General features: G+C 58.7%; 19 protein-coding genes and 1 tRNA gene. 2 read left to right on the forward strand and 18 right to left on the reverse strand.

Going from position 1 to position 21,720, the window contains the following annotated elements:
* The 4 genes from GA0061103_RS34525 to rpsL form a co-directional block, all read right to left on the reverse strand.
* Positions 1-447: GTP-binding protein (locus GA0061103_RS34525; protein ID WP_141694426.1), on the reverse strand; the 447-nt coding region annotated here is incomplete at its 3' end.
* A 66-nt stretch (positions 448-513) separates the two neighbouring features.
* Complete coding sequence (gene fusA, locus GA0061103_RS34530) at positions 514-2,613, reverse strand: elongation factor G (protein WP_092720482.1); 2,100 nt, start codon at positions 2,611-2,613, stop codon at positions 514-516.
* 30 nt (positions 2,614-2,643) lie between these two features.
* Positions 2,644-3,114, reverse strand: a complete 471-nt coding sequence (gene rpsG, locus GA0061103_RS34535; RefSeq protein ID WP_092720484.1) for a 30S ribosomal protein S7 — start codon at positions 3,112-3,114, stop codon at positions 2,644-2,646.
* An 81-nt stretch (positions 3,115-3,195) separates the two neighbouring features.
* Positions 3,196-3,567 carry a 30S ribosomal protein S12 gene (gene rpsL, locus GA0061103_RS34540; RefSeq protein WP_003507760.1) on the reverse strand — a complete coding sequence of 124 codons (372 nt, stop codon included), beginning with the start codon at positions 3,565-3,567 and terminating at the stop codon, positions 3,196-3,198.
* Between the two features lie 509 nt (positions 3,568-4,076).
* Between rpsL and GA0061103_RS34545 the strand changes: the two genes are divergently transcribed.
* Positions 4,077-4,370 (forward strand): hypothetical protein, encoded by a 294-nt coding sequence (locus GA0061103_RS34545; RefSeq protein ID WP_004123433.1) that lies wholly within the window; start codon positions 4,077-4,079, stop codon positions 4,368-4,370.
* A 118-nt stretch (positions 4,371-4,488) separates the two neighbouring features.
* Here the strand turns inward: GA0061103_RS34545 and rpoC are convergent, their stop codons facing one another.
* The 12 genes from rpoC to GA0061103_RS34605 all read right to left on the reverse strand — a co-directional run bounded on the left by rpoC (position 4,489) and on the right by GA0061103_RS34605 (position 19,941).
* The gene (gene rpoC / locus GA0061103_RS34550) at positions 4,489-8,697 is read right to left on the reverse strand and encodes a DNA-directed RNA polymerase subunit beta' (RefSeq protein ID WP_092720486.1); all 4,209 of its coding nucleotides are present in this window, start codon (positions 8,695-8,697) and stop codon (positions 4,489-4,491) included.
* 175 nt (positions 8,698-8,872) lie between these two features.
* On the reverse strand, positions 8,873-13,015 hold the full coding sequence (rpoB, locus tag GA0061103_RS34555) for a DNA-directed RNA polymerase subunit beta (RefSeq protein ID WP_092720488.1): 4,143 nt from the start codon (positions 13,013-13,015) through the stop codon (positions 8,873-8,875).
* Between the two features lie 262 nt (positions 13,016-13,277).
* Positions 13,278-13,661, reverse strand: coding sequence for a 50S ribosomal protein L7/L12 (gene rplL, locus GA0061103_RS34560; RefSeq protein ID WP_092720491.1), 384 nt, complete (start codon positions 13,659-13,661; stop codon positions 13,278-13,280).
* Positions 13,662-13,719: 58 nt separating this feature from the next.
* Positions 13,720-14,238 (reverse strand): 50S ribosomal protein L10, encoded by a 519-nt coding sequence (rplJ, locus tag GA0061103_RS34565; RefSeq protein WP_004123444.1) that lies wholly within the window; start codon positions 14,236-14,238, stop codon positions 13,720-13,722.
* A 331-nt stretch (positions 14,239-14,569) separates the two neighbouring features.
* Positions 14,570-15,268: a 50S ribosomal protein L1 gene (gene rplA, locus GA0061103_RS34570; RefSeq protein ID WP_092720493.1), complete on the reverse strand. Its 699-nt coding sequence runs from the start codon at positions 15,266-15,268 to the stop codon at positions 14,570-14,572.
* A 4-nt stretch (positions 15,269-15,272) separates the two neighbouring features.
* Positions 15,273-15,704 (reverse strand): 50S ribosomal protein L11, encoded by a 432-nt coding sequence (gene rplK, locus GA0061103_RS34575; protein WP_069614842.1) that lies wholly within the window; start codon positions 15,702-15,704, stop codon positions 15,273-15,275.
* Between the two features lie 213 nt (positions 15,705-15,917).
* Complete coding sequence (gene nusG, locus GA0061103_RS34580; protein ID WP_004123460.1) at positions 15,918-16,448, reverse strand: transcription termination/antitermination protein NusG; 531 nt, start codon at positions 16,446-16,448, stop codon at positions 15,918-15,920.
* 18 nt (positions 16,449-16,466) lie between these two features.
* Positions 16,467-16,667 carry a preprotein translocase subunit SecE gene (gene secE, locus GA0061103_RS34585; protein ID WP_015339590.1) on the reverse strand — a complete coding sequence of 67 codons (201 nt, stop codon included), beginning with the start codon at positions 16,665-16,667 and terminating at the stop codon, positions 16,467-16,469.
* A gap of 194 nt (positions 16,668-16,861) precedes the next feature.
* Positions 16,862-16,937, reverse strand: a tRNA-Trp gene (locus GA0061103_RS34590).
* A 213-nt stretch (positions 16,938-17,150) separates the two neighbouring features.
* A complete protein-coding gene (locus tag GA0061103_RS34595) occupies positions 17,151-17,990 on the reverse strand; it encodes a 3-deoxy-manno-octulosonate cytidylyltransferase (protein ID WP_092720503.1) in 840 nt (279 codons plus the stop codon).
* A gap of 41 nt (positions 17,991-18,031) precedes the next feature.
* Complete coding sequence (locus tag GA0061103_RS34600) at positions 18,032-18,718, reverse strand: glycosyltransferase family protein (protein ID WP_075857229.1); 687 nt, start codon at positions 18,716-18,718, stop codon at positions 18,032-18,034.
* A 329-nt stretch (positions 18,719-19,047) separates the two neighbouring features.
* Positions 19,048-19,941 (reverse strand): NAD-dependent epimerase/dehydratase family protein, encoded by an 894-nt coding sequence (locus tag GA0061103_RS34605; protein ID WP_092720496.1) that lies wholly within the window; start codon positions 19,939-19,941, stop codon positions 19,048-19,050.
* 155 nt (positions 19,942-20,096) lie between these two features.
* Between GA0061103_RS34605 and GA0061103_RS34610 the strand changes: the two genes are divergently transcribed.
* Positions 20,097-20,627: a GrpB family protein gene (locus GA0061103_RS34610; RefSeq protein ID WP_092720498.1), complete on the forward strand. Its 531-nt coding sequence runs from the start codon at positions 20,097-20,099 to the stop codon at positions 20,625-20,627.
* Between the two features lie 13 nt (positions 20,628-20,640).
* Here the strand turns inward: GA0061103_RS34610 and GA0061103_RS34615 are convergent, their stop codons facing one another.
* Positions 20,641-21,150 (reverse strand): AAA family ATPase, encoded by a 510-nt coding sequence (locus tag GA0061103_RS34615; protein ID WP_092720500.1) that lies wholly within the window; start codon positions 21,148-21,150, stop codon positions 20,641-20,643.
* A 70-nt stretch (positions 21,151-21,220) separates the two neighbouring features.
* The coding region (locus GA0061103_RS34620) for an EF-Tu C-terminal domain-related protein (protein ID WP_245304963.1) at positions 21,221-21,720 on the reverse strand (500 nt) is incomplete at its 5' end.

A 21,720-nucleotide genomic window follows, 5' to 3' on the forward strand; every position in this document is an offset into this window, starting at 1 on the left:
AACTTCGAGCTCGACGAGTTCGAGAAGTTCGGCGTCGTCAACCTGGTCGACCTTGTTCAGGAACACGACGATCGCCGGAACGCCAACCTGGCGAGCAAGCAGGATGTGCTCGCGGGTCTGCGGCATCGGGCCGTCAGCAGCCGAGCAAACCAGGATCGCGCCGTCCATCTGGGCAGCACCGGTGATCATGTTCTTGACGTAGTCGGCGTGGCCGGGGCAGTCAACGTGCGCATAGTGACGATTCGGCGTCTCGTATTCAACGTGGGCCGTCGAGATCGTGATACCACGAGCCTTCTCTTCCGGAGCCGCGTCGATTTGGTCATACGCCTTGAACTCACCGAAGTACTTCGTGATCGCTGCCGTCAAGGACGTCTTGCCGTGGTCAACGTGACCGATCGTACCGATGTTAACGTGCGGCTTATTGCGCTCAAACTTACTCTTTGCCATTTTCGGCTCTCCGTTTTCCTGTCCCCTGGGGGATCAATTCTTGTTATCGGTCAATTGGTATTCCGGTCACTTCTGACCGGAATACTTTGCCTGGATTTCCTGTGCGACGTTCGACGGAACCGGCGCGTAATGATCGAAGGTCATCGTGTACTGTGCACGGCCCTGAGACATCGAACGCAGGTTATCGACGTACTTGAACATGTTCGCCAGCGGGACGTTCGCGTTGATGACAACAGCGATACCGCGGCTTTCCTGGCCCTGGATCTGGCCACGACGCGAGTTCAGGTCGCCGATGACGTCGCCGACGTAATCTTCCGGCGTTACGACTTCGACCTTCATCATCGGCTCGAGGAGCTGGGCACCAGCTTCGCGGGCTGCTTCACGGAAGCAAGCGCGGGAAGCGATTTCGAAGGCCAGAACCGACGAGTCGACATCGTGGAAGGCACCGTCAATGAGCGTCGCCTTGACGCCGAGCATCGGGAAGCCAGCCAGCGGGCCGGAAGACAGAACGCTTTCGATACCCTTCTGAACGCCCGGTACGAATTCCTTCGGAACTGCACCGCCGACGATCTTGGACTCGAACTTGAAGTCGTCGCCGTCCGGGTTCGGTTCGAACACGATCTTGACGCGTGCGAACTGACCGGTGCCGCCGGACTGCTTCTTGTGCGTGTAGTCCTTTTCGGTCTGACGCGTGATGGTTTCGCGGTAAGCAACCTGCGGCGCGCCGACGGTAGCTTCAACCTTGAATTCGCGACGCATACGGTCGACGATGATGTCGAGATGCAGTTCGCCCATGCCGGCGATGATCGTCTGACCCGATTCCTGGTCCGTCTTCACGCGGAAGGACGGATCTTCAGCAGCCAGGCGGTTGAGCGCGAGGCCCATCTTTTCCTGGTCGCCCTTGGTCTTCGGCTCGATCGCGATCTGGATGACCGGCTCGGGGAATTCCATGCGCTCGAGAACAACCGGCTTCAGCGGATCGCAGAGCGTGTCGCCCGTGGTGGTTTCCTTGAGGCCGGCGAGAGCAACGATGTCACCTGCAAAGGCTTCTTCGATGTCTTCGCGGGAGTTCGAGTGCATCTGCAGCATACGGCCGACGCGCTCGCGCTTGTCCTTGACCGTGTTCATGACCGATGCGCCCTTTTCCAGCTTGCCGGAATAGATGCGGGCGAAGGTGAGCGAACCGACGAAGGGGTCGTTCATGATCTTGAATGCCAGCATGGACAACGGCTCGCTGTCGTCAGCGTGACGTTCAATCTCGGCTTCGGTCTTAAAATCGATGCCCTTGATCGCCGGGATGTCGAGCGGCGACGGCAGGTAGTCGACAACGGCGTCGAGCAGCGGCTGAACGCCCTTGTTCTTGAAGGCGGTGCCGCAGAACATCGGATGGAACTTGACGTCGATCGTGCCGCGACGGACGAGCGCACGGATCTGATCGTTGTCAGGCAGGTTGCCTTCGAGATAAGCTTCGGTCGCGGCTTCGTCGATCTCGACAACGGTCTCGATCAGCTTTTCGCGGTATTCGGCAGCCTTTGCCTTCATGTCTTCCGGGATTTCGACGACGTCCCACTGAGCGCCGAGCGATTCGTCGCGCCAGATGAGAGCGTTCATCTCGATCAGGTCGACAACGCCCTTGAAATCGCTTTCAGCGCCGATCGGCAGCTGCATGACAACAGCCGTCGCGCCGAGGCGGGTCTTGATCATCTCGACCGAGCGATAGAAATCGGCGCCGGTCTTGTCCATCTTGTTGCAGAAGATCATGCGCGGAACATGATACTTCTCAGCCTGACGCCAGACGGTTTCCGTCTGCGGCTCAACGCCGGCATTGGCGTCGAGCAGCGCAATCGCACCATCGAGAACACGCAGCGAACGCTCGACTTCGATGGTGAAGTCGACGTGGCCGGGGGTGTCGATGATGTTGAAGCGGCGGGTCTTGCCGTCGCGGCCCTTCCAGAAGGTGGTCGTGGCAGCGGAGGTGATCGTGATGCCACGCTCCTGCTCCTGCTCCATCCAGTCCATGGTGGCTGCGCCGTCGTGCACTTCGCCGATCTTGTGCGACTTGCCGGTGTAGTAAAGAATACGCTCGGTGGTCGTGGTCTTGCCGGCGTCGATATGCGCCATGATACCGAAATTGCGGTAGTCTTCGATTTTATATTCGCGAGCCATTGTGGACTGCCTTTCCGAAACCGTTCGGGATTACCAGCGATAATGCGAGAACGCACGGTTGGCGTCAGCCATCTTGTGCGTGTCTTCGCGCTTCTTGACGGCAGCGCCGCGGTTGTTGGAGGCATCGAGAAGTTCGCCGCAAAGACGGTCAACCATCGTCGTCTCGTTACGCTTGCGAGCGGCAGTGATCAGCCAGCGGATGGCCAGAGCCTGGCGGCGCTCAGGGCGCACATCGACCGGAACCTGGTACGTAGCACCACCAACGCGGCGCGAACGGACTTCAACGTGCGGAGCGATGTTATCCAAAGCCTGATGGAACACGCCGAGCGGCTCCTGCTTTGCCTTGCCCTGCACGGCGTCAAACGCGCCGTATACGATGCTTTCAGCTACGGACTTCTTGCCGTCGAGCATGATGGCATTCATGAACTTGGTGACGATCAGATCGCCGAACTTCGGGTCCGGGTTGATCTCACGCTTTTCTGCTCTGTGACGTCTGGACATATACTTCTCGTCTCTCAACCGTTAGCGGCGCTTCACCACGCGGAGAACCTCGCGCAGCGCCGGATTATCTAAAAATCCGAATTACTTCGGACGCTTCGCACCGTACTTCGAACGGCGCTGCTTGCGGTTCTTGACACCCTGGGTATCGAGAACGCCGCGGATGATGTGGTAGCGAACACCCGGAAGGTCCTTAACGCGGCCGCCACGGATCATGACGACAGAGTGTTCCTGAAGGTTGTGGCCTTCACCCGGGATGTAACCAATGACTTCGAAGCCGTTGGTCAGGCGGATCTTTGCGACCTTACGCAGAGCCGAGTTCGGCTTCTTCGGCGTCGTGGTGTAGACGCGGGTGCAAACGCCGCGCTTCTGCGGGTTCTCCTGGAGAGCGGGAACCTTATTACGCTTTACCTGTGCCTGACGAGGCTTGCGGATCAGCTGGTTTACGGTAGGCATTCAACCATCCCTTGTAAATCTATCTCGACACCCTTGCGGGCTTCACTTGCGCCGTCACCGGCAACGACACACGTTCGTCTCAATGCGCAAAACGTGGCCCGATCCGCTTTCGCAGATGGACCACAGAAAAGCAGAGGACACCGAAAATGGCGTCATGCGTGCAGCATTCGTGTCTTCAACGTGCGTTTAGAACCTTGTTTGAGGTGAACTTCAGGGCGCGTCGCCCCGAATAGCCATGCCTCACATGGGTTCCGATGGCGGCGGTACTACTGGTTTCCCGCCGGTTCGTCAAGGCCGGTTAAGAAATTATCTTTGTCATAAAGCCCGGAAAGGCCGGGCAAACCAGCCATTTGGCGCATTGGATACGGAAATGCCGCCCCTTCGGCAAGATGGACTTTGGTATTTCATCAAAATCCCTATAAGGAATCACGGAAGAACATTTCCATCCGACGGACCCGCGCGGCAAAAAGGAATCGCCGGGTCGATTCGATACTCCCGAAGGAAGACCCATGATTACAGCGCCAGACAATGACAACAATTCCGACGGCCCCATGGTCTTCATCATCATCGGCAAGGGTTATGAGACCGATGGCGGCGAAGGCATCGACCTGCACGTCATGCTGAAAGCGCCCGACGATGATACCGCCGTGCGCGAGGCGCTGAACGCTCTTGCCGAAGAGGGCTTCATCGAGGCCGACCTCGATCAGATCGGCCTGTTGACGGACATTCCGGACGAAGAGCCGCATGCCTCCGCCTATCAAGGCGCGCTCGAAGGCGAAGTCGCGATCATCCGCTTCCGCTGACGGATCTGCCTCCCTTGCGGAGGCAACCTCCCCTCTCCCGCCTAATTTCATCGCTGAATAAAAAGAAACCGCCCGGATCGCTCCGGGCGGTTTTGATTTTTGCCTATCCCTTTGCCGATTACTCGGCCGGGGTGTTCTCGCTGGCGAGATCCTGCAGCATCGGCGTTGCGACGCCGGCGCCCGTGCCCTTGCGGCGCTCTTCGAGGATGAGCTCGTCGCGGGCCGTAGCGATGCGGCGGATCTGCGTCATGGTACCGCCGGTACCGGCCGGGATGAGACGGCCGACGATGACGTTTTCCTTCAGACCCTGCAGGCCGTCGGTCTTGCCAGCGATTGCAGCTTCGGTCAGCACCTTCGTCGTTTCCTGGAAGGATGCGGCCGAGATGAAAGACGGCGTCTGCAGCGATGCCTTGGTGATACCGAGCAGAACCGGATCGCCATAAGCGGGCTTCTTGCCTTCTTCGATCAGACGATCGTTGGCGTCGTCCAGTTCGATACGGTCGACGTTGTCGCCGACGATGTACTGGCTGTCGCCCGCATCGGTGATTTCCACCTTCTGCAGCATCTGACGGACAATCACTTCGATGTGCTTGTCGTTGATGACAACGCCCTGCAAGCGGTAGACTTCCTGGATTTCGTTGACCAGGTAGGAAGCCAGAGCCTCCACGCCCTTGATCGCCAGGATGTCGTGCGGAGCCGGGTTACCGTCGAGGATGTAGTCACCCTTTTCGATATAGTCGCCTTCCTGAAGGTGGAAGGGCTTGCCCTTCGGGATCAGGTATTCGACCGGCTCGACACCGTCTTCCGCCGGCTCGATGATGACACGGCGCTTGTTCTTGTAGTCGCGGCCCAGACGGATCGTACCATCGATCTCTGCGATGATGGCGTGGTCCTTCGGACGACGAGCTTCGAACAGTTCGGCAACGCGCGGCAGACCACCGGTGATGTCCTTGGTCTTGGCGCTTTCCAGCGGCGAACGGGCGAGAACGTCACCCTGCGACACCTTCGTGCCCGGCTCGACCGACAGGATCGCGTCAACCGAGAGCAGGAAGCGGGCTTCGCCACCACGCGACAGCTTGGCAACGGCGCCGCTGGCGTCCTTGATGACGATCGCCGGCTTCAGATCGGAGCCGCGCGGCGTCGAGCGCCAGTCGATGACCTGACGCTTGGTGATGCCGGTGGATTCGTCTGTCGCTTCGAGAACCGAGAGACCGTCGACGACGTCTTCGAAGTGAACCGTACCGGCCACTTCCGTCATCATCGGACGGGTATAGGGGTCCCACTCCGCCAGACGCTGACCGCGCTTCACCTTGTCGCCGTCGTCGACATACAGCTTGGAGCCGTAGGCAACGCGCTGCGAGGAGCGCTCGACGCCACGTTCGTCCAGGATCTGGACCGTCATGTTGCGGCCCATGGCAACGAGGTTGCCGTCGGAGTTACGCAGCATGTTGCGGTTCTTGATCTGAACCGTGCCCTCGTAGGAGGCTTCCAGGAACGACTGGTCGACCACGGTCGCCGTGCCGCCCAGGTGGAAGGTACGCATGGTCAGCTGGGTGCCCGGCTCACCGATCGACTGCGCGGCGATGACGCCGACAGCTTCACCGATGTTGACAGGCGTACCGCGAGCAAGGTCACGGCCGTAGCAGACCGAGCACACACCCGTCTGGATTTCGCAGGTCAGTGCCGAACGGATACGGATCGACTGGATACCAGCCTTCTCGATCTCGATGACATCCGGTTCCAGGATCATCTTGCCGGCGTCGACGATGCGCTCACCCGTGACCGGATGATCGATGTCGTCCAGGGCCGTACGGCCGAGGATGCGGGCGCCGAGCGAGGCGACGACCTGGCCGGCATCGACGATGGCGGTCATGGTGAGGCCGTTTTCGGTACCGCAATCGACGTGCGTGACGATGCAATCCTGCGCGACGTCGACGAGACGGCGGGTCAGGTAACCGGAGTTCGCGGTCTTCAAGGCGGTGTCTGCCAGACCCTTACGGGCACCGTGCGTCGAGTTGAAGTACTCGTTAACGGTCAGGCCTTCCTTGAAGTTCGAGATGATCGGCGTCTCGATGATTTCGCCCGACGGCTTGGCCATGAGACCGCGCATGCCGCCCAGCTGGCGCATCTGGTTCGGAGAACCACGAGCACCCGAGTGGCTCATCATGTAGATCGAGTTCATCGGCTTCTGACGACCAGTCTTTTCGTCGAATTCGACAGCCTTAATGCGGGCCATCATTTCTTCGGCGACCTTTTCCGTGGCCTTGCCCCAGGCGTCGACAACCTTGTTGTACTTTTCGCCCTGGGTGATCAGACCATCATTGTACTGCTGCTCGTATTCCTTCACGAGCGCTTCAGTATCGCCGACGATCTTAACCTTGGTGTCCGGAATGACCATGTCGTCCTTGCCGAACGAGATGCCGGCGCGGCAAGCATGGGCAAAGCCGAGCTGCATGATGCGGTCGCAGAAAATGACCGTGTCCTTCTGACCGCAATGGCGGTAGACCGTGTCGATCATCTTGGAGATGTTCTTCTTGGTCATTTCCTGGTTGCAGATGTCGAAGGTCACCTTGCCGTGCTTCGGCAAGAGTTCGCCGATCAACAGGCGACCGGGGGTCGTTTCATAGATCTTCGAATAGGGCTTGCCATCTTCGCCGACCGACTTGAAGCGGCCGCGGATCTTCGAATGCAGCGTCACGACCTTGTTTTCAAGCGCGTGATGCAGCTCGCCGAGGTCGGAGAAGGCCATGCCTTCGCCCGGCTCGTTCTGGTTCAGGATCGACAGATAGTACAGGCCGAGAACCATGTCCTGCGAGGGAACGATGATCGGCGCGCCGTTTGCCGGATGCAGGATGTTGTTGGTCGACATCATCAGCACGCGGGCTTCAAGCTGGGCTTCCAGCGAGAGCGGCACGTGCACAGCCATCTGGTCACCGTCGAAGTCGGCGTTGAAGGCCGTGCAGACGAGCGGATGCAGCTGGATAGCCTTGCCTTCGACCAGCGTGGGTTCGAAGGCCTGGATGCCCAGGCGGTGCAGCGTCGGTGCGCGGTTCAAAAGAACCGGATGCTCGCGAATGACCTCGTCGAGGATATCCCAGACTTCCGGCTTTTCCTTCTCGACCAGCTTCTTGGCCTGCTTGACGGTCGAGGAGTAACCCTTCGCGTCGAGGCGAGCGTAGATGAACGGCTTGAACAGCTCGAGCGCCATCTTCTTCGGCAGGCCGCACTGGTGCAGCTTCAGTTCCGGACCGGTCACGATGACCGAACGGCCGGAATAGTCGACGCGCTTGCCGAGCAGGTTCTGACGGAAGCGGCCCTGCTTGCCCTTGAGCATGTCGGACAGCGACTTCAGCGGGCGCTTGTTGGCGCCGGTGATGACGCGGCCACGGCGGCCGTTGTCGAACAGCGCATCGACAGATTCCTGCAGCATGCGCTTTTCGTTGCGGATGATGATGCCCGGAGCGCGCAGTTCGATCAGGCGCTTCAGACGATTGTTACGGTTGATGACGCGGCGGTACAGATCGTTCAGATCCGAGGTCGCGAAGCGGCCGCCATCGAGCGGAACCAGCGGACGCAGGTCCGGCGGGATGACCGGGACAACCTTCATGATCATCCATTCCGGACGGTTGCCGGATTCCATGAAGTTCTCGACGATCTTCAGGCGCTTCATCAGCTTCTTCTGCTTGAGATCCGACGTGGTGTCGGCAAGCTCGGAGCGCAGATCGCCAGCGATCTTTTCAAGGTTCATGCTGGCCAGCATCTCGTAGATCGCTTCAGCGCCGATCATGGCGGTGAACTGGTCTTCGCCATATTCGTCGACGGCGAGCATGTACTCTTCTTCCGTCAGAAGCTGATGCTCCTTGAGCGCGGTAAGGCCTGGCTCGGTGACGATATAGTTTTCGAAGTAGAGAACGCGCTCCACATCCTTCAGCGTCATGTCGAGCAGCGTCGAAATGCGCGAAGGCAGCGACTTCAGGAACCAAATGTGGGCAACGGGAGCGGCGAGCTCGATATGGCCCATACGCTCACGGCGAACGCGCGACAGCGTGACTTCGACGCCGCACTTTTCGCAGATGATGCCCTTGTACTTCATGCGCTTGTACTTGCCGCACAAGCATTCGTAGTCCTTGATCGGTCCGAAGATTCGTGCGCAGAAAAGACCATCGCGTTCCGGCTTGAACGTACGATAGTTGATCGTTTCCGGCTTCTTGATCTCGCCATAAGACCAGGAAAGAATCTTCTCCGGCGACGCGATCGAAATCCGGATGGAATCGAAATTCTGCGCAGGCACCTGCGGATTGAAAAGATTCATGACCTCTTGGTTCATGCCTATCTCCTTTAGGGGCGAAACGCCCTCGAATTGCGAACAGGGCCGGCAAATCCCGGGAGCCGACCTGACGCTTTAAAACCGCCTTGCGGCGCCATGCATCCAAAGGGACGTCGACGGCGCTGCAATATTCCAACGGTGCGCGCTGACCGACAGCGCGCACCCTTTGAGGCTATTACTCGGCTGCGTCCGAAAGCTGGCCAGCTGCCTGCAGATCGTCGACCTTGGAGTTTTCCAATTCGACGCTGAGACCCAGCGAGCGCATTTCCTTGACGAGAACGTTGAAGCTTTCCGGAATGCCCGCTTCGAAGGTGTCGTCGCCACGAACGATGGCTTCGTAGACCTTGGTACGACCGGCCACGTCGTCCGACTTGACCGTGAGCATTTCCTGCAGCGTGTAGGCTGCACCGTAAGCTTCGAGCGCCCAGACTTCCATTTCGCCGAAGCGCTGGCCGCCGAACTGCGCCTTGCCGCCCAACGGCTGCTGGGTGACGAGCGAGTACGGACCGATCGAACGGGCGTGGATCTTGTCGTCGACAAGGTGGTTCAGCTTCAGCATGTAGATGTAGCCAACCGTGACCTGACGGTCGAACTGCTCGCCGGTACGACCGTCGTACAGTGTCGACTGGCCGGTCTGCTTGAGACCTGCCATTGCCAGCATGTGGTTGACGTCCGCTTCGCCTGCACCGTCGAAGACCGGGGTCGCGATGGACACGCCACGCTTCCACTGGTCGGCCAGACGCAGAACCGACGCATCGTCATACTCGTGAACGTCGTCGCTCTTCGGGCCATCGCCGACGACCAGATCGATCGTCTTGCGCAGCGGCTCGATGTTGCCGCTGGCCTTGTAGGCTTCGATCAGTTCGCCGATCTGGCGACCCATGCCGGCGCAAGCCCAGCCCAGGTGCGTTTCGAGAATCTGACCGACGTTCATGCGCGAGGGCACGCCGAGCGGGTTCAGCACGATGTCGACATGCGTGCCGTCTTCGAGGAACGGCATGTCTTCGACCGGAACAATGCGCGAGACCACGCCCTTGTTCCCGTGACGGCCTGCCATCTTGTCGCCCGGTTGGATCTTGCGCTTCACAGCGACGAAGACCTTGACCATCTTCATGACGCCCGGAGGCATTTCATCGCCACGCTGGACCTTCTCGACCTTGTCCATGAAGCGCTGTTCGAGGCGCGACTTGGATTCGTCGTACTGGCCACGCAGGGCTTCCAGCTCGCTCTGGACCTTTTCGTCCTCGACAGCGAACATCCACCACTGCGAACGCGGATACTCCGAAACGACGGCGTTCGACAGTTCCGTGCCCTTCTTGAAGCCCTTCGGACCAGCAAGAGCAACCTGACCGCGCAGCATCTCGACCAGACGGCCATAGACGTTACGGTCGAGGATCGCCTGCTCGTCGTCGCGGTCCTTCGCAAGACGCTCGATCTCTTCGCGCTCGATCGCCATGGCACGTTCGTCCTTTTCGACGCCGTGACGGTTGAAGACGCGAACTTCGACCACCGTACCGTAGGTGCCGGGCGGCATGCGCATGGAGGTATCGCGAACGTCGGATGCCTTTTCACCGAAGATGGCGCGCAGGAGCTTTTCTTCCGGCGTCATCGGGCTTTCGCCCTTCGGCGTGATCTTGCCGACGAGGATATCGCCCGGCTGAACTTCGGCGCCGATGTAAACGATGCCGGCTTCGTCCAGGTTCTTCAGCGCTTCTTCCGAAACGTTCGGAATATCGCGGGTGATTTCTTCCGGACCGAGCTTGGTGTCGCGCGCCATCACTTCGAATTCTTCGATGTGGATGGAGGTGAACACGTCGTCGGCAACGATACGCTCGGAGAGCAGGATCGAGTCTTCGTAGTTGTAGCCGTTCCACGGCATGAACGCGACGAGCACGTTCCGGCCGAGAGCCAGATCGCCGAGATCGGTCGACGGACCGTCAGCCAGGATGTCGCCCTTGTTGACCACGTCACCGACGGTGACCAGCGGACGCTGGTTGACACAGGTGTTCTGGTTCGAACGCTGGAACTTCATCAGGCGGTAGATATCGACGCCGGACTTCGACGGATCGAGGTCCTCGGTGGCGCGGATAACGATACGCGTTGCGTCGACCTGGTCGACCACGCCGCCGCGGCGGGCGCCGATAGCGGCACCGGAGTCACGCGCGACGACCGGCTCCATGCCGGTGCCGACGAACGGGGCTTCGGCACGCAGAAGCGGCACGGCCTGACGCTGCATGTTCGAGCCCATGAGAGCGCGGTTGGCGTCGTCGTTTTCCAGGAACGGGATCAGAGCGGCAGCGACCGAAACCAGCTGCTTCGGCGAGACGTCCATCAGGTTGATGTTGTCGCGCGGAGCGAGCATGACTTCGCCGGCATGACGGCAGACGACGAATTCCTCGATGAAGGAGCCGTCGGCGTCGAGTTCGGCATTGGCCTGAGCAACGTAGTACTTCGCCTCTTCCATGGCGGAGAGGTAGAGCACGTCGTTGGTCACCTTACCGTCGATGATGCGGCGATAAGGGCTTTCGATGAAGCCGTACTTGTTGACGCGGGCAAAGGTCGCCAGCGAGTTGATGAGGCCGATGTTCGGACCTTCCGGCGTTTCGATCGGGCAAATACGACCGTAGTGCGTCGGATGAACGTCGCGCACTTCGAAGCCGGCGCGCTCGCGGGTCAGACCACCCGGGCCAAGAGCCGAGAGACGACGCTTGTGGGTGATTTCCGAAAGCGGGTTCACCTGGTCCATGAACTGCGACAGCTGCGAGGAGCCGAAGAATTCGCGGACGGCAGCAGCTGCCGGCTTGGCGTTGATCAGATCCTGCGGCATGACCGTGTCGATTTCGATCGAGGACATGCGTTCCTTGATCGCACGCTCCATGCGCAGCAGGCCCAGACGATACTGATTTTCCATCAGCTCGCCGACCGAACGTACGCGGCGGTTGCCGAGGTTGTCGATGTCGTCGATTTCGCCCTTGCCGTCGCGCAGTTCGACCAGCATCTTGACCACGGCTAGGATGTCGTCCTTGCGCAGGATGCGGACGGTGTCTTCGACGTCGAGGTCGAGGCGCATGTTCATCTTCACGCGGCCGACGGCGGAGAGATCGTAACGCTCCGCATCGAAGAACAGCGAGTTGAACATGGCTTCAGCCGATTCCATGGTCGGCGGTTCACCCGGACGCATGACGCGGTAGATGTCGAACAGAGCGTCCTGGCGGTTCTCGTTCTTGTCGGCCGACAGCGTATTGCGGATGTAGGCGCCGACATTGATGTGGTCGATGCCGAGAACCGGGATCTCGTCGAAGCCGGCGTTCAGGATGACCGGAAGGGTCTTCTCGTCGATTTCGTCGCCGGCTTCGAGATAGATCTCGCCGGTCTGGAAGTTGACGATGTCTTCTGCCAGGAACAGGCCGTAGAGTTCTTCGTCCGTCGCCTTCAGGGCCTTCAGGCCCTTGTCCTGCAGCTGACGCAGCAGGCGCGGCGTGAGCTTCTTGCCGCCTTCGACCACGACTTCGCCGGTGTCGGCGTCGATCATGTCGGAAACGGTCTTGGCACCCTTCAGGGTTTCCGGCTTGAAGGGAATGCGCCAGCCATCGCCGTCGCGCTGGTAGAGCGACTTCGTATAGAAGGTCGACAGGATCTCTTCGCCGTCCATGCCGAGCGCCATCAGCAGCGACGTCACCGGAATCTTGCGGCGGCGGTCGATACGGGCGTAGACGATGTCCTTGGCGTCGAATTCGATATCGAGCCAGGAGCCGCGATACGGAATGACGCGAGCGGCAAAGAGCAGCTTGCCGGAAGAATGGCTCTTGCCCTTGTCGTGATCGAAGAAGACGCCCGGCGAACGGTGCATCTGCGACACGATCACGCGCTCGGTGCCGTTCACGATGAACGTACCGTTGTTCGTCATGAGCGGCATGTCGCCCATGTAGACGCTCTGTTCCTTGATGTCCTTGATGGACTTCGCGCCCGTATCCTCGTCGATATCGAACACGATCAGACGGAGGGTCACCTTCAGCGGCGCGGCATAGGTCAGGTCGCGCTGGCGGCACTCATCGACGTCGAACTTCGGCGGTTCGAACTCATAGGAAACGAACTCCAGCATGGAAGCGCCGGAGAAATCGGTGATCGGGAAAACCGACTTGAAGACAGCCTGAAGACCTTCGTCCGGGCGGCCGCCCTTGGGTTCTTCGACCATGAGAAACTGATCGTAGGACGCCTTTTGAACCTCGATGAGGTTCGGCATCTCTGCGACTTCGGGAATCTTACCAAAAAACTTGCGTACGCGCCTGCGACCGTTGAACGAAAGGGTCTGAGCCATCGTCGCTCCTTTAAAATCCTGCACCCGGGCCTGCAACGGATGGGAAACGCTGGCCAGGCGACCCCATCAATCAATGAGTAGTTCAATCTCGTCTATCTAACCGAAAACCGCTCAGCCGGATTGCGTCGCGGTTCGGTTTGAGACCATCCTCTTGAAGAACCCATTACCCAAAAGCCGTTTTGCCCGCGGCTTTTGGGTAATTCGTTCAGAAAAACGGCAAATGGGAGGCGACAAAAAGCCACCTCCCAAAGCAGTTTCAAGCTTACTTAACGTCGACCTTAGCGCCGGCGTCTTCGAGCTTCTTCTTGATGTCAGCAGCTTCAGCCTTGGAAACAGCTTCCTTGACAGCCTTCGGAGCGGCTTCAACGAGGTCCTTGGCTTCCTTGAGGCCCAGGCCGGTGATGGCGCGGACTTCCTTGATGACGTTGATCTTGTTCGCGCCGGCATCAGCGAGGATGACGTCGAACTCGGTCTTTTCTTCTTCAGCAGCAGCAGCACCGCCGCCAGCGCCACCGGCAACGGCAGCAACAGCTACCGGAGCAGCAGCGGAAACGCCCCACTTTTCTTCGAGAAGCTTCGACAGTTCTGCGGCTTCGAGAACGGTCAGCGAGGAGAGGTCGTCTACGATCTTTGCGAGATCAGCCATTTTGATAGTTCCTTTTGTTCGGTTCGAACTGGTTGGTTATAAACAGCGAAAAACCGCCTTACGCGGCTTCGTCCTTCTTGGCGTAGGCCGAGAACACGCGAGCAAGCTGACTTGCCGGCGCTGCAACAACACCTGCGATGCGGGTAGCCGGAGTCTGGATCATGCCCAGCAGCTTCGCGCGCAGCTCGTCCAGCGAAGGCAGGGTCGCGAGCGACTTGACACCTTCGGCGTTGAGCGTTGTTGTTCCCATGGCGCCGCCCAAAACAACGATCTTGTCGTTGCCCTTGGCGAAATCCACGACGACCTTCGGAGCGGTAATCGGATCAGTGCTGTATGCGATCAGCGTCTGACCGGTGAAGAGATTGGAAATCCCTTCCGCATCCGTGCCCTGAAGAGCAATTTTGGCCAGGCGGTTCTTCGCGACTTTGACGGTGCCGCCAGCAGCGCGCATCTTGGAACGGAAATCGTTCATCTGAGCGACTGTAGCACCAGCATAGTGGGCCACGACAACCGAGCCCGAAGCCTTGAAGACTTCGTTCAGTTCCGTGACGAATTCGCGTTTTTCCGCTCTTTCCACTGCTTTTCTCCAGTTGACAGGACCGGGTTAACGGGCCTGCCGGGTTGCCTTTTGCCTCCTGGGATCAAGAGAGATCCCAAGCGACGCTTGAGGATCCTGTCCCCTCGCGCTCGAGCCTGACGGCTCCAAGGCACAAGGCATCCAAGGCTCGAACCGAGTTCATCGAAGCGAAGCTTCTTCAAAATTCGGGTCTTACCCGTCTCATGCAGGCTTAAGTGATTAAGGGATAACCACCTGCAATCTCGGACAGGAATTCCGGATTTCTCCGGAAATCCCGGCCCCGAAAGGCCGGGAATTCTTAAATGCCGGGCTTGGAGCCCGGCAGAACCAATCAGGCGCTCGGCGCCGTAACCGTCGACGGCTCGATCTTGACGCCCGGACCCATGGTCGAGGAGATCGCTACGCGCTTGACGTAGTTGCCCTTGGCGCCAGCCGGCTTCGCCTTGATGACGGCGTCGGCGAAGGCGCGGATGTTTTCTTCCAGAGCCTTGGCGTCGAAGGAAGCCTTGCCGATGCCGGCATGGACGATACCAGCCTTCTCGACACGGAACTCGACGGCGCCGCCCTTGGAGGCCTCAACAGCCGACTTGACGTCCATCGTAACGGTGCCGACCTTCGGGTTCGGCATCATGCCGCGCGGGCCGAGAACCTTACCGAGACGGCCGACCAGCGGCATCATGTCCGGGGTGGCGATGCAGCGATCGAAGTCGATCTTGCCGCCCTGAACGATTTCGACCAGGTCTTCTGCGCCGACGATGTCAGCACCGGCAGCCTTGGCTTCGTCAGCCTTGGCGCCGCGAGCGAAGACGGCAACACGAACCGTACGGCCGGTGCCGTTCGGCAGGTTGACGACGCCGCGAACCATCTGGTCGGCGTGACGCGGGTCAACGCCGAGGTTCATCGAGATTTCGACGGTTTCGTCGAACTTGGCGACGGCACGTTCCTTGACCATGTTGATGGCCAGATCCAGAGCATAGAGCTTGGTCGGATCAACGCCTTCACGAATCTTCTGAATACGCTTTGCTACCATGGTCTTAACCTACCACTTCCAGGCCCATGGCGCGGGCAGAGCCCTCGATCATGGCCATTGCGCCTTCGATATCGGCGGCGTTCAGATCCTTCATCTTGGCTTCGGCAATTGCCTTGACCTGAGCCTTGGTCAGGGTGCCAGCCTTGGCGCCCTTGCCCGGGGTCTTCGAGCCGGACTGGATCTTCGCTTCCTTCTTCAGGAAGTAGCTGACCGGCGGCTGCTTCATGACGAAAGTGAAGGACTTGTCCTGGTAGTAGGTGATGACGACCGGGATCGGCATACCCTTTTCCATTTCCTGCGTGGCGGCATTGAACGCCTTGCAGAATTCCATGATGTTAATGCCACGCTGACCAAGCGCAGGACCGATCGGCGGCGACGGATTCGCCGAGCCGGCCTTTACCTGCAGCTTGAGCTGGCCTGCAACTTTCTTAGCCATTTCTCTCTGCCTTTCTACATGACCGGTTGCCCGGCCTACTAAGCCGGATCGCTCCGGCGGCTGCGGTTGCGTGGTGCGGATTAACAGGTCCGGCTAAGACCCTACCCTTCCACGCGGATTGCGGCTTGGCCGCGAGATATAAGTAAGCATTTACTTATATCCAAACTCGAACGAAAGGCCAGCCGCCAGGCCAACCTTTCGTAGAAATCATAATCAGACCTTCTCGACCTGGCTGTATTCCAGTTCGACCGGCGTAGCGCGGCCGAAAATCGATACTTCCACCTTCAGGCGCGAACGCTCTTCGTCCACATCCTGAACCGTGCCGTTGAACGATGCGAACGGACCGTCGGATACACGAACCTGCTCGCCGATCTCGAAGGATACGGAAGCCTTCGGCCGCTCGACGCCTTCCTGGACCTGACCGAGAATGCGCTCGGCTTCATAATCCGGAATCGGAACGGGCTTATTGTCAGAGCCGAGGAAGCCAGTGACCTTCGGCGTATTCTTGATCAGGTGGTAGGCTTCATCCGTCAGGTTGGCGCGAACGAGCACGTAACCCGGGAAGAACTTGCGCTCGCTGTCGACCTTGCGGCCACGGCGAACTTCAACAACCTTCTCGGTCGGCACAAGGATCTTTTCGAACAGATGCTCGAGACCCTTCTGCCTGGCCTTCTCCTCAATGGATTCAGCCACTTTCTTTTCGAAATTAGAATAAGCGTGGACGATGTACCAACGTGCCGCCATGTTCATCTCCACCCGATATTAATTGCCGGTATTCAGCACGTAGCCGAGAATCCAGCCGATGAGCTGGTCAGCAGCAAAGAAAAACAGCGAGGCGAACACGACCATGACGAGCACCATTACCGTCGAGATCATGGTCTCGCGGCGCGAGGGCCAAGTGATTTTCGACGTCTCGGAGCGCACCTGCCGCAGAAACGCTAGTGGATTCGTTTTGGATGCCATTGACTGCCCACGCAATTACGGCGCGTAAAGCTGAAACTATCAGCCCCACGCACCGCGTGTCTGTTAAACCCTACATAAACACCGATTCCCGATTTAACAAGAGGCAATACGGTGTTTTCTAAAATTTGCCGGCAATCCGGCATCACCCTAATCCAAGAAGCTGCGAAACGACGCGCCAGTCAAATCAAGGAGAATGGCAGGGGCAGCAGGGCTCGAACCTACGACCTGCGGTTTTGGAGACCGCCGCTCTACCAACTGAGCTATACCCCTTCTTCCTTCGAACATTCGCTTCAAGCGGTGGACCGCTTAAGCAGTTCGAAGACATGGCGCTCCCTTTAAGGCGGGACGAAACGATTGGCAAGAGCGTTTTTTTCTTTTTCCCAATCGAACCCGCAGCTTCACATGGAACATGCCCGGGCGGACAGATCTACCGGACGGGCAAAGCCGCCGCGAATGCTACGGAAGGGATACCCTTCGCCCTCGTTACTCTCCAGGAGAACCTTTCGGCTTGCGCTTGAGAAATTTCGGCCTGAGGCGACGCATAAAATTGTCCGCGGAGCGAATCACATTGGTCAGGGAGATCAGCTTGTCTATTTCGGCATCGGTATTGCCCAGCCGCTCCGACAAAACCTCGGTTGCGGCCAAAGCAATCTCGGCCGGAGGCACCTCCGTGAAGCGCTGGGCAAGGCTGATATAGGGGTTCAATGCGACCCCACCATGGATGGTGATCTTTCCCAGCCGGGCAAACAGGCGCAGGAAGGTCTGCTCGAAACTCCAATCGTGGGCGGAAACCACCCTCCACTTCTGACTGCGTCTGGCCGAAAAGCCGGCAAGCACGATCGCGCCGGGCAATTTCAGATCGCTGAGCCAAAGCGCCATTGCAAAACCGCTCGTCGGCGTCTTGCCTTCAGTATAGAAATCGGAGCAGAAGCCCACGAGATCGAGGTGGCCGGTCGGCGCGCCCTGAAAGTCGGCGGCGGGATTGAGCTTCTCTTCCAGGCCGAGGCGTATGTTCATGATGCCAAGGAAATATTCCTTCGGAAAGAATTTGACCACCTCACCCACTTCGCCGCGATAGACGATGTTGGCACCGCGCGGCTGACCACGGGAAATCAGCAGCGAATGCCCATGGAACGGGCGATCCAGAACCTTGTAGACCTTGTTGAAGAAGACGAAGAGCGCCGTCTGCGGAAACTGCGCCTGCAGGCTTGCGATATCGACCGCATCGCTATTAGCGACCAGGACGATATGGGAAAAGCCCATCAATACGGTTCGCCATTCGTCGGCACCGTTCAAACCGGCCGCGGAACCCGCAGCCGGCATGCCGCCATCGATGTTTCCCGCCGTCTTGCGATCCAAATCGCTCACTTCTGCTGGACGTGCAGCATGCGGTCGCGCATGGCGAACCATTCTTCGGCGTAGTCGTCGTTACGATATTCGTCGAAATACGGGCCGCCGTCGGTGAAGTGCACGAGCTTGGCATCTTCACGATAGTCATATTCGTTGACGAGATAGTTCCAGGTCACCGGCACCTCGCCGATCTGATCGTCATTCTCCAGCCACTTGAACTGATGAAGCTGAAGGCCCGTCGCCGTATTGACGAAATCCTTCGTCAACGCCGTGCATTTGGCATTGTTGAACAGGATCATGCTCGACCAGTTCTTCTTTTCATACTTCGTCTGCGTCTGGCCGAGGAACTTGGTTTCGATCTTCGGCTGATAGTCGTGCTTGACGCACATGGCGGCATAACGGTCGTCGCGCAGCGCCCAGAGCTCCGCGATATCGGTGCGGGCGAGCATGTCGCAATCCATGAAGATGCTCCAGCCCTGGTAATCGCTGAGGTAAGGCACCAGGAAGCGCGAGAAGGAAAATTCAGTCGACTGTAGCGGGTTGCGCTCGCGCGTGAAGATGCCCTCGAGATTGTTGAGCACGATCGGCGAGAACACCACCGGAATAGACGAGCGCTCGATGATGCTCTGGGTCAGGACGTGATAGGCCACGACCTCCTTGGAATCGAACCCAACGAAAATACGTGCAACATTATCCTTCATGATACCTCCGAAACGGCTGAGCGCTTGCAGGCCAGCCGGCTATTATCTTTCGTCGCGACGCAAATCGCACGCTGCTCACCCCTGAGCCCCATTGGCGGGAGGGCGCTGGTTCGAAACACGGGCGCGGATATACCGGGCCATGCGCTGCAATCTCTAGGAGATGCTTCGCGAACGCAACCCTACTTAAATAAACGGTGTTATTTGTCGAGTGTTTGGGGAAGCATTTTTGGTTTTGCTGCGTAACAAATGGAGAGGCACCCTCACCCGGATCGATGCCCTTGCCGGGCGCCAACACAAAACGCCCGGCCGATTGCAAGGTCCGCGTCCCCTCAGACCTTCACATATTTGCGCCAGTCATGCTCTTCCTTGAAACCCAGGACCTCGCGGATCTTGCGGTTGGAAAGCAGGCCCTCGTATTCACCGATCTCGCGCGTGAAAGGAACCTTCGGATAGTGCTTGGCAGCAAGTTCGCGCGATGGCGTGTTGGCCGAAACCGTATCGTTGGCGGCATTGAACACCTGGAAGCCGAGGCCATTCTTCTCGACGCAGAGATGGACGATCTGGCCGAGATCGCGGGCGTCGATATAGCTCCAGGCAATGCGCTTGCGGATTTCGCTGTTGGCGAAAAACTCGGGGAAACGCTCATATTCGTGCGGCTCGATGACGTTGCCGATGCGCAGCGCGTAGATGTCTATACCGAAGCGTTCGGCAAAAGCGCGGGCGGTCTTCTCGTTCACGACCTTGGACAGACCATAGGAATCCATCGGATTGACATCGTAATCTTCTTCCAGCGGGAACTGATGGAAGTCGCGATGGCCTTCGGCGAAGCAGACACCATAGGTCGTCTCGCTGGAGGCGACGATGATCTTCTTCACGCCGAGCTTCGCCGCCGCTTCGATGACATTGTAGGTGCTCATCGTATTGATGCGGAAGGTCTCGTTATCGGGCTTGATCAGGATGCGCGGGATGGCGGCGAAATGCACGACGGCGTCGAAAGGCTGCACACCCTTGCCTTGATCGAGGTCTGGAAAATCGCGGTGCATGCTGAGGACATTAAAGACCTGTCCCGCATCGGTGACATCGGCCTGCAGATTGGTGACGCCAGGGCTATTCAGCGGTACGAGATCGACATTGTGGACCTCATAGCCGGCATTGACCAGCCAAGGAACCGTGTGACGCCCAGCCTTGCCACTGCCGCCAGTGAACAAAATACGTTTCTTCATGAAATCTCCTCCAGATAAAATCGAGCGATAAATAGGCCCTTGTATTCGTTTCGCAAGACACGGCTTGGTGACCTCACACTTTCCCGGCAAAATAATCGGGTCGACTCGGTAACGCATATACCGCGCGGCGAAAACGACGAAAGGAGATGAGTGGGATGCGGCCGATTACACTCGTCGAATATGATCCGCAATGGCCCCTTCTCTTTGAAAACAGAAGCAAGGCAATTGGTCTGCTGCTTGGCCATCCCGCCACATTCCATCATATCGGCAGCACTGCCATCGCCGGATTATGTGCCAAACCCAAACTCGATATCGATGCAGTCCTCTTCTCGGAAGAGCGCAGGCTCGAGGCGACGGAGCGCCTGAAGGAGGACGGATATCGCTTTCACGGCGATCCGCATGACGCCGGCCGCTGGACCTTCACCAAGGATGAGACGCCTTACGGCACGCGACTTTATCTTTGCTTGCCCGACAATGAGGCTCATCGGGAGCGCCTTCTCTTTCGCGATTATCTGCGCGCCCATCCCGAACATGCGGCGAATTATGCGACCTTGAAACGGCGCCTGGCCGAAGAGGCCAGTGGCGATTGGGACCACTATACCGGCGGCAAGAGCGATTTCGTTGCGGATGTCGTGCGCCGTGCGAAGATAGAGTTCTCATCGATCAAAAATATCACCGGCTGGTGATAATGTCCTTGGATCAATCGAGCAGGTGCCTCAGTACATTATCCACGCTCTGCTTGAGCGAAAGGTGGCTCGTGTCGAGAATCTCAAAGCCGGATGCTTGGGCCTCACGGCGCAGATAGGCGGCCCAGTTCATCATGTTCGCATCGGCAAGTTCCGGCTGGCCTCGCTCAGCGGACAAGCGATGTGCCCTCGTTGCATCATCGCAATCGATCAATATGAGGCTATAGTCATCGATCCTGGCAGCCATAGCGGCTTCGACGACGAAAGATGGCCGCATCTGCCCCTCGAAGAGAACGGCCCTGCCCTTCTGCGCTTGCGGCACAAGCCGTGCCAGCCATTCGATGGTCTTGTCGCGCTGCCAGGCCTCCGGCGAACCATGCTCCCTGACCATGGCGTCCAGTGACGGTATGCCGATGCTGTCGAAATGATAGACGGCTAACCTTCGAGCGTGGTCCCTGGCTATTGCTTCCGCGATAGCAGTCTTTCCCGAACCAGAGGCGCCGGTCAGAATGATCAAGCTCATGCAAACCTCCGAATGCAAAAAGGCCCCGCTGTTTCCAGCGGGGCCTTTTTATAAAGGAATAATCCTGGGATTACTCGACGATGGAAGCCACGATGCCAGCGCCGACGGTACGGCCGCCTTCGCGGATTGCGAAGCGAAGCTTTTCTTCCATCGCGATCGGAACGATCAGCTCAACGGCAACCGTCACGTTGTCGCCAGGCATAACCATTTCCGTGCCTTCCGGAAGCGTCACGATGCCGGTCACGTCCGTCGTACGGAAGTAGAACTGCGGACGGTAGTTCGTGAAGAACGGCGTATGACGGCCGCCTTCTTCCTTCGTCAGGATGTAGGCTTCGGCCATGAACTTCTTGTGCGGCTTCACGGAGCCCGGCTTGCACAGGATCTGACCACGCTCGACGCCGTCACGGTTCACACCGCGGATCAGCGCGCCGATGTTGTCGCCAGCCTGGCCCTGATCGAGCAGCTTGCGGAACATTTCAACGCCGGTAACCGTCGTCTTCGACGTCGGACGAATGCCGACGATTTCGACTTCTTCACCAACCTTGACGATACCACGCTCGACGCGGCCCG

Origin of the sequence: Martinezella multihospitum, assembly GCF_900094585.1 — a bacterium.
Classification (GTDB): Bacteria; Pseudomonadota; Alphaproteobacteria; order Rhizobiales; family Rhizobiaceae; genus Rhizobium; species Rhizobium multihospitium.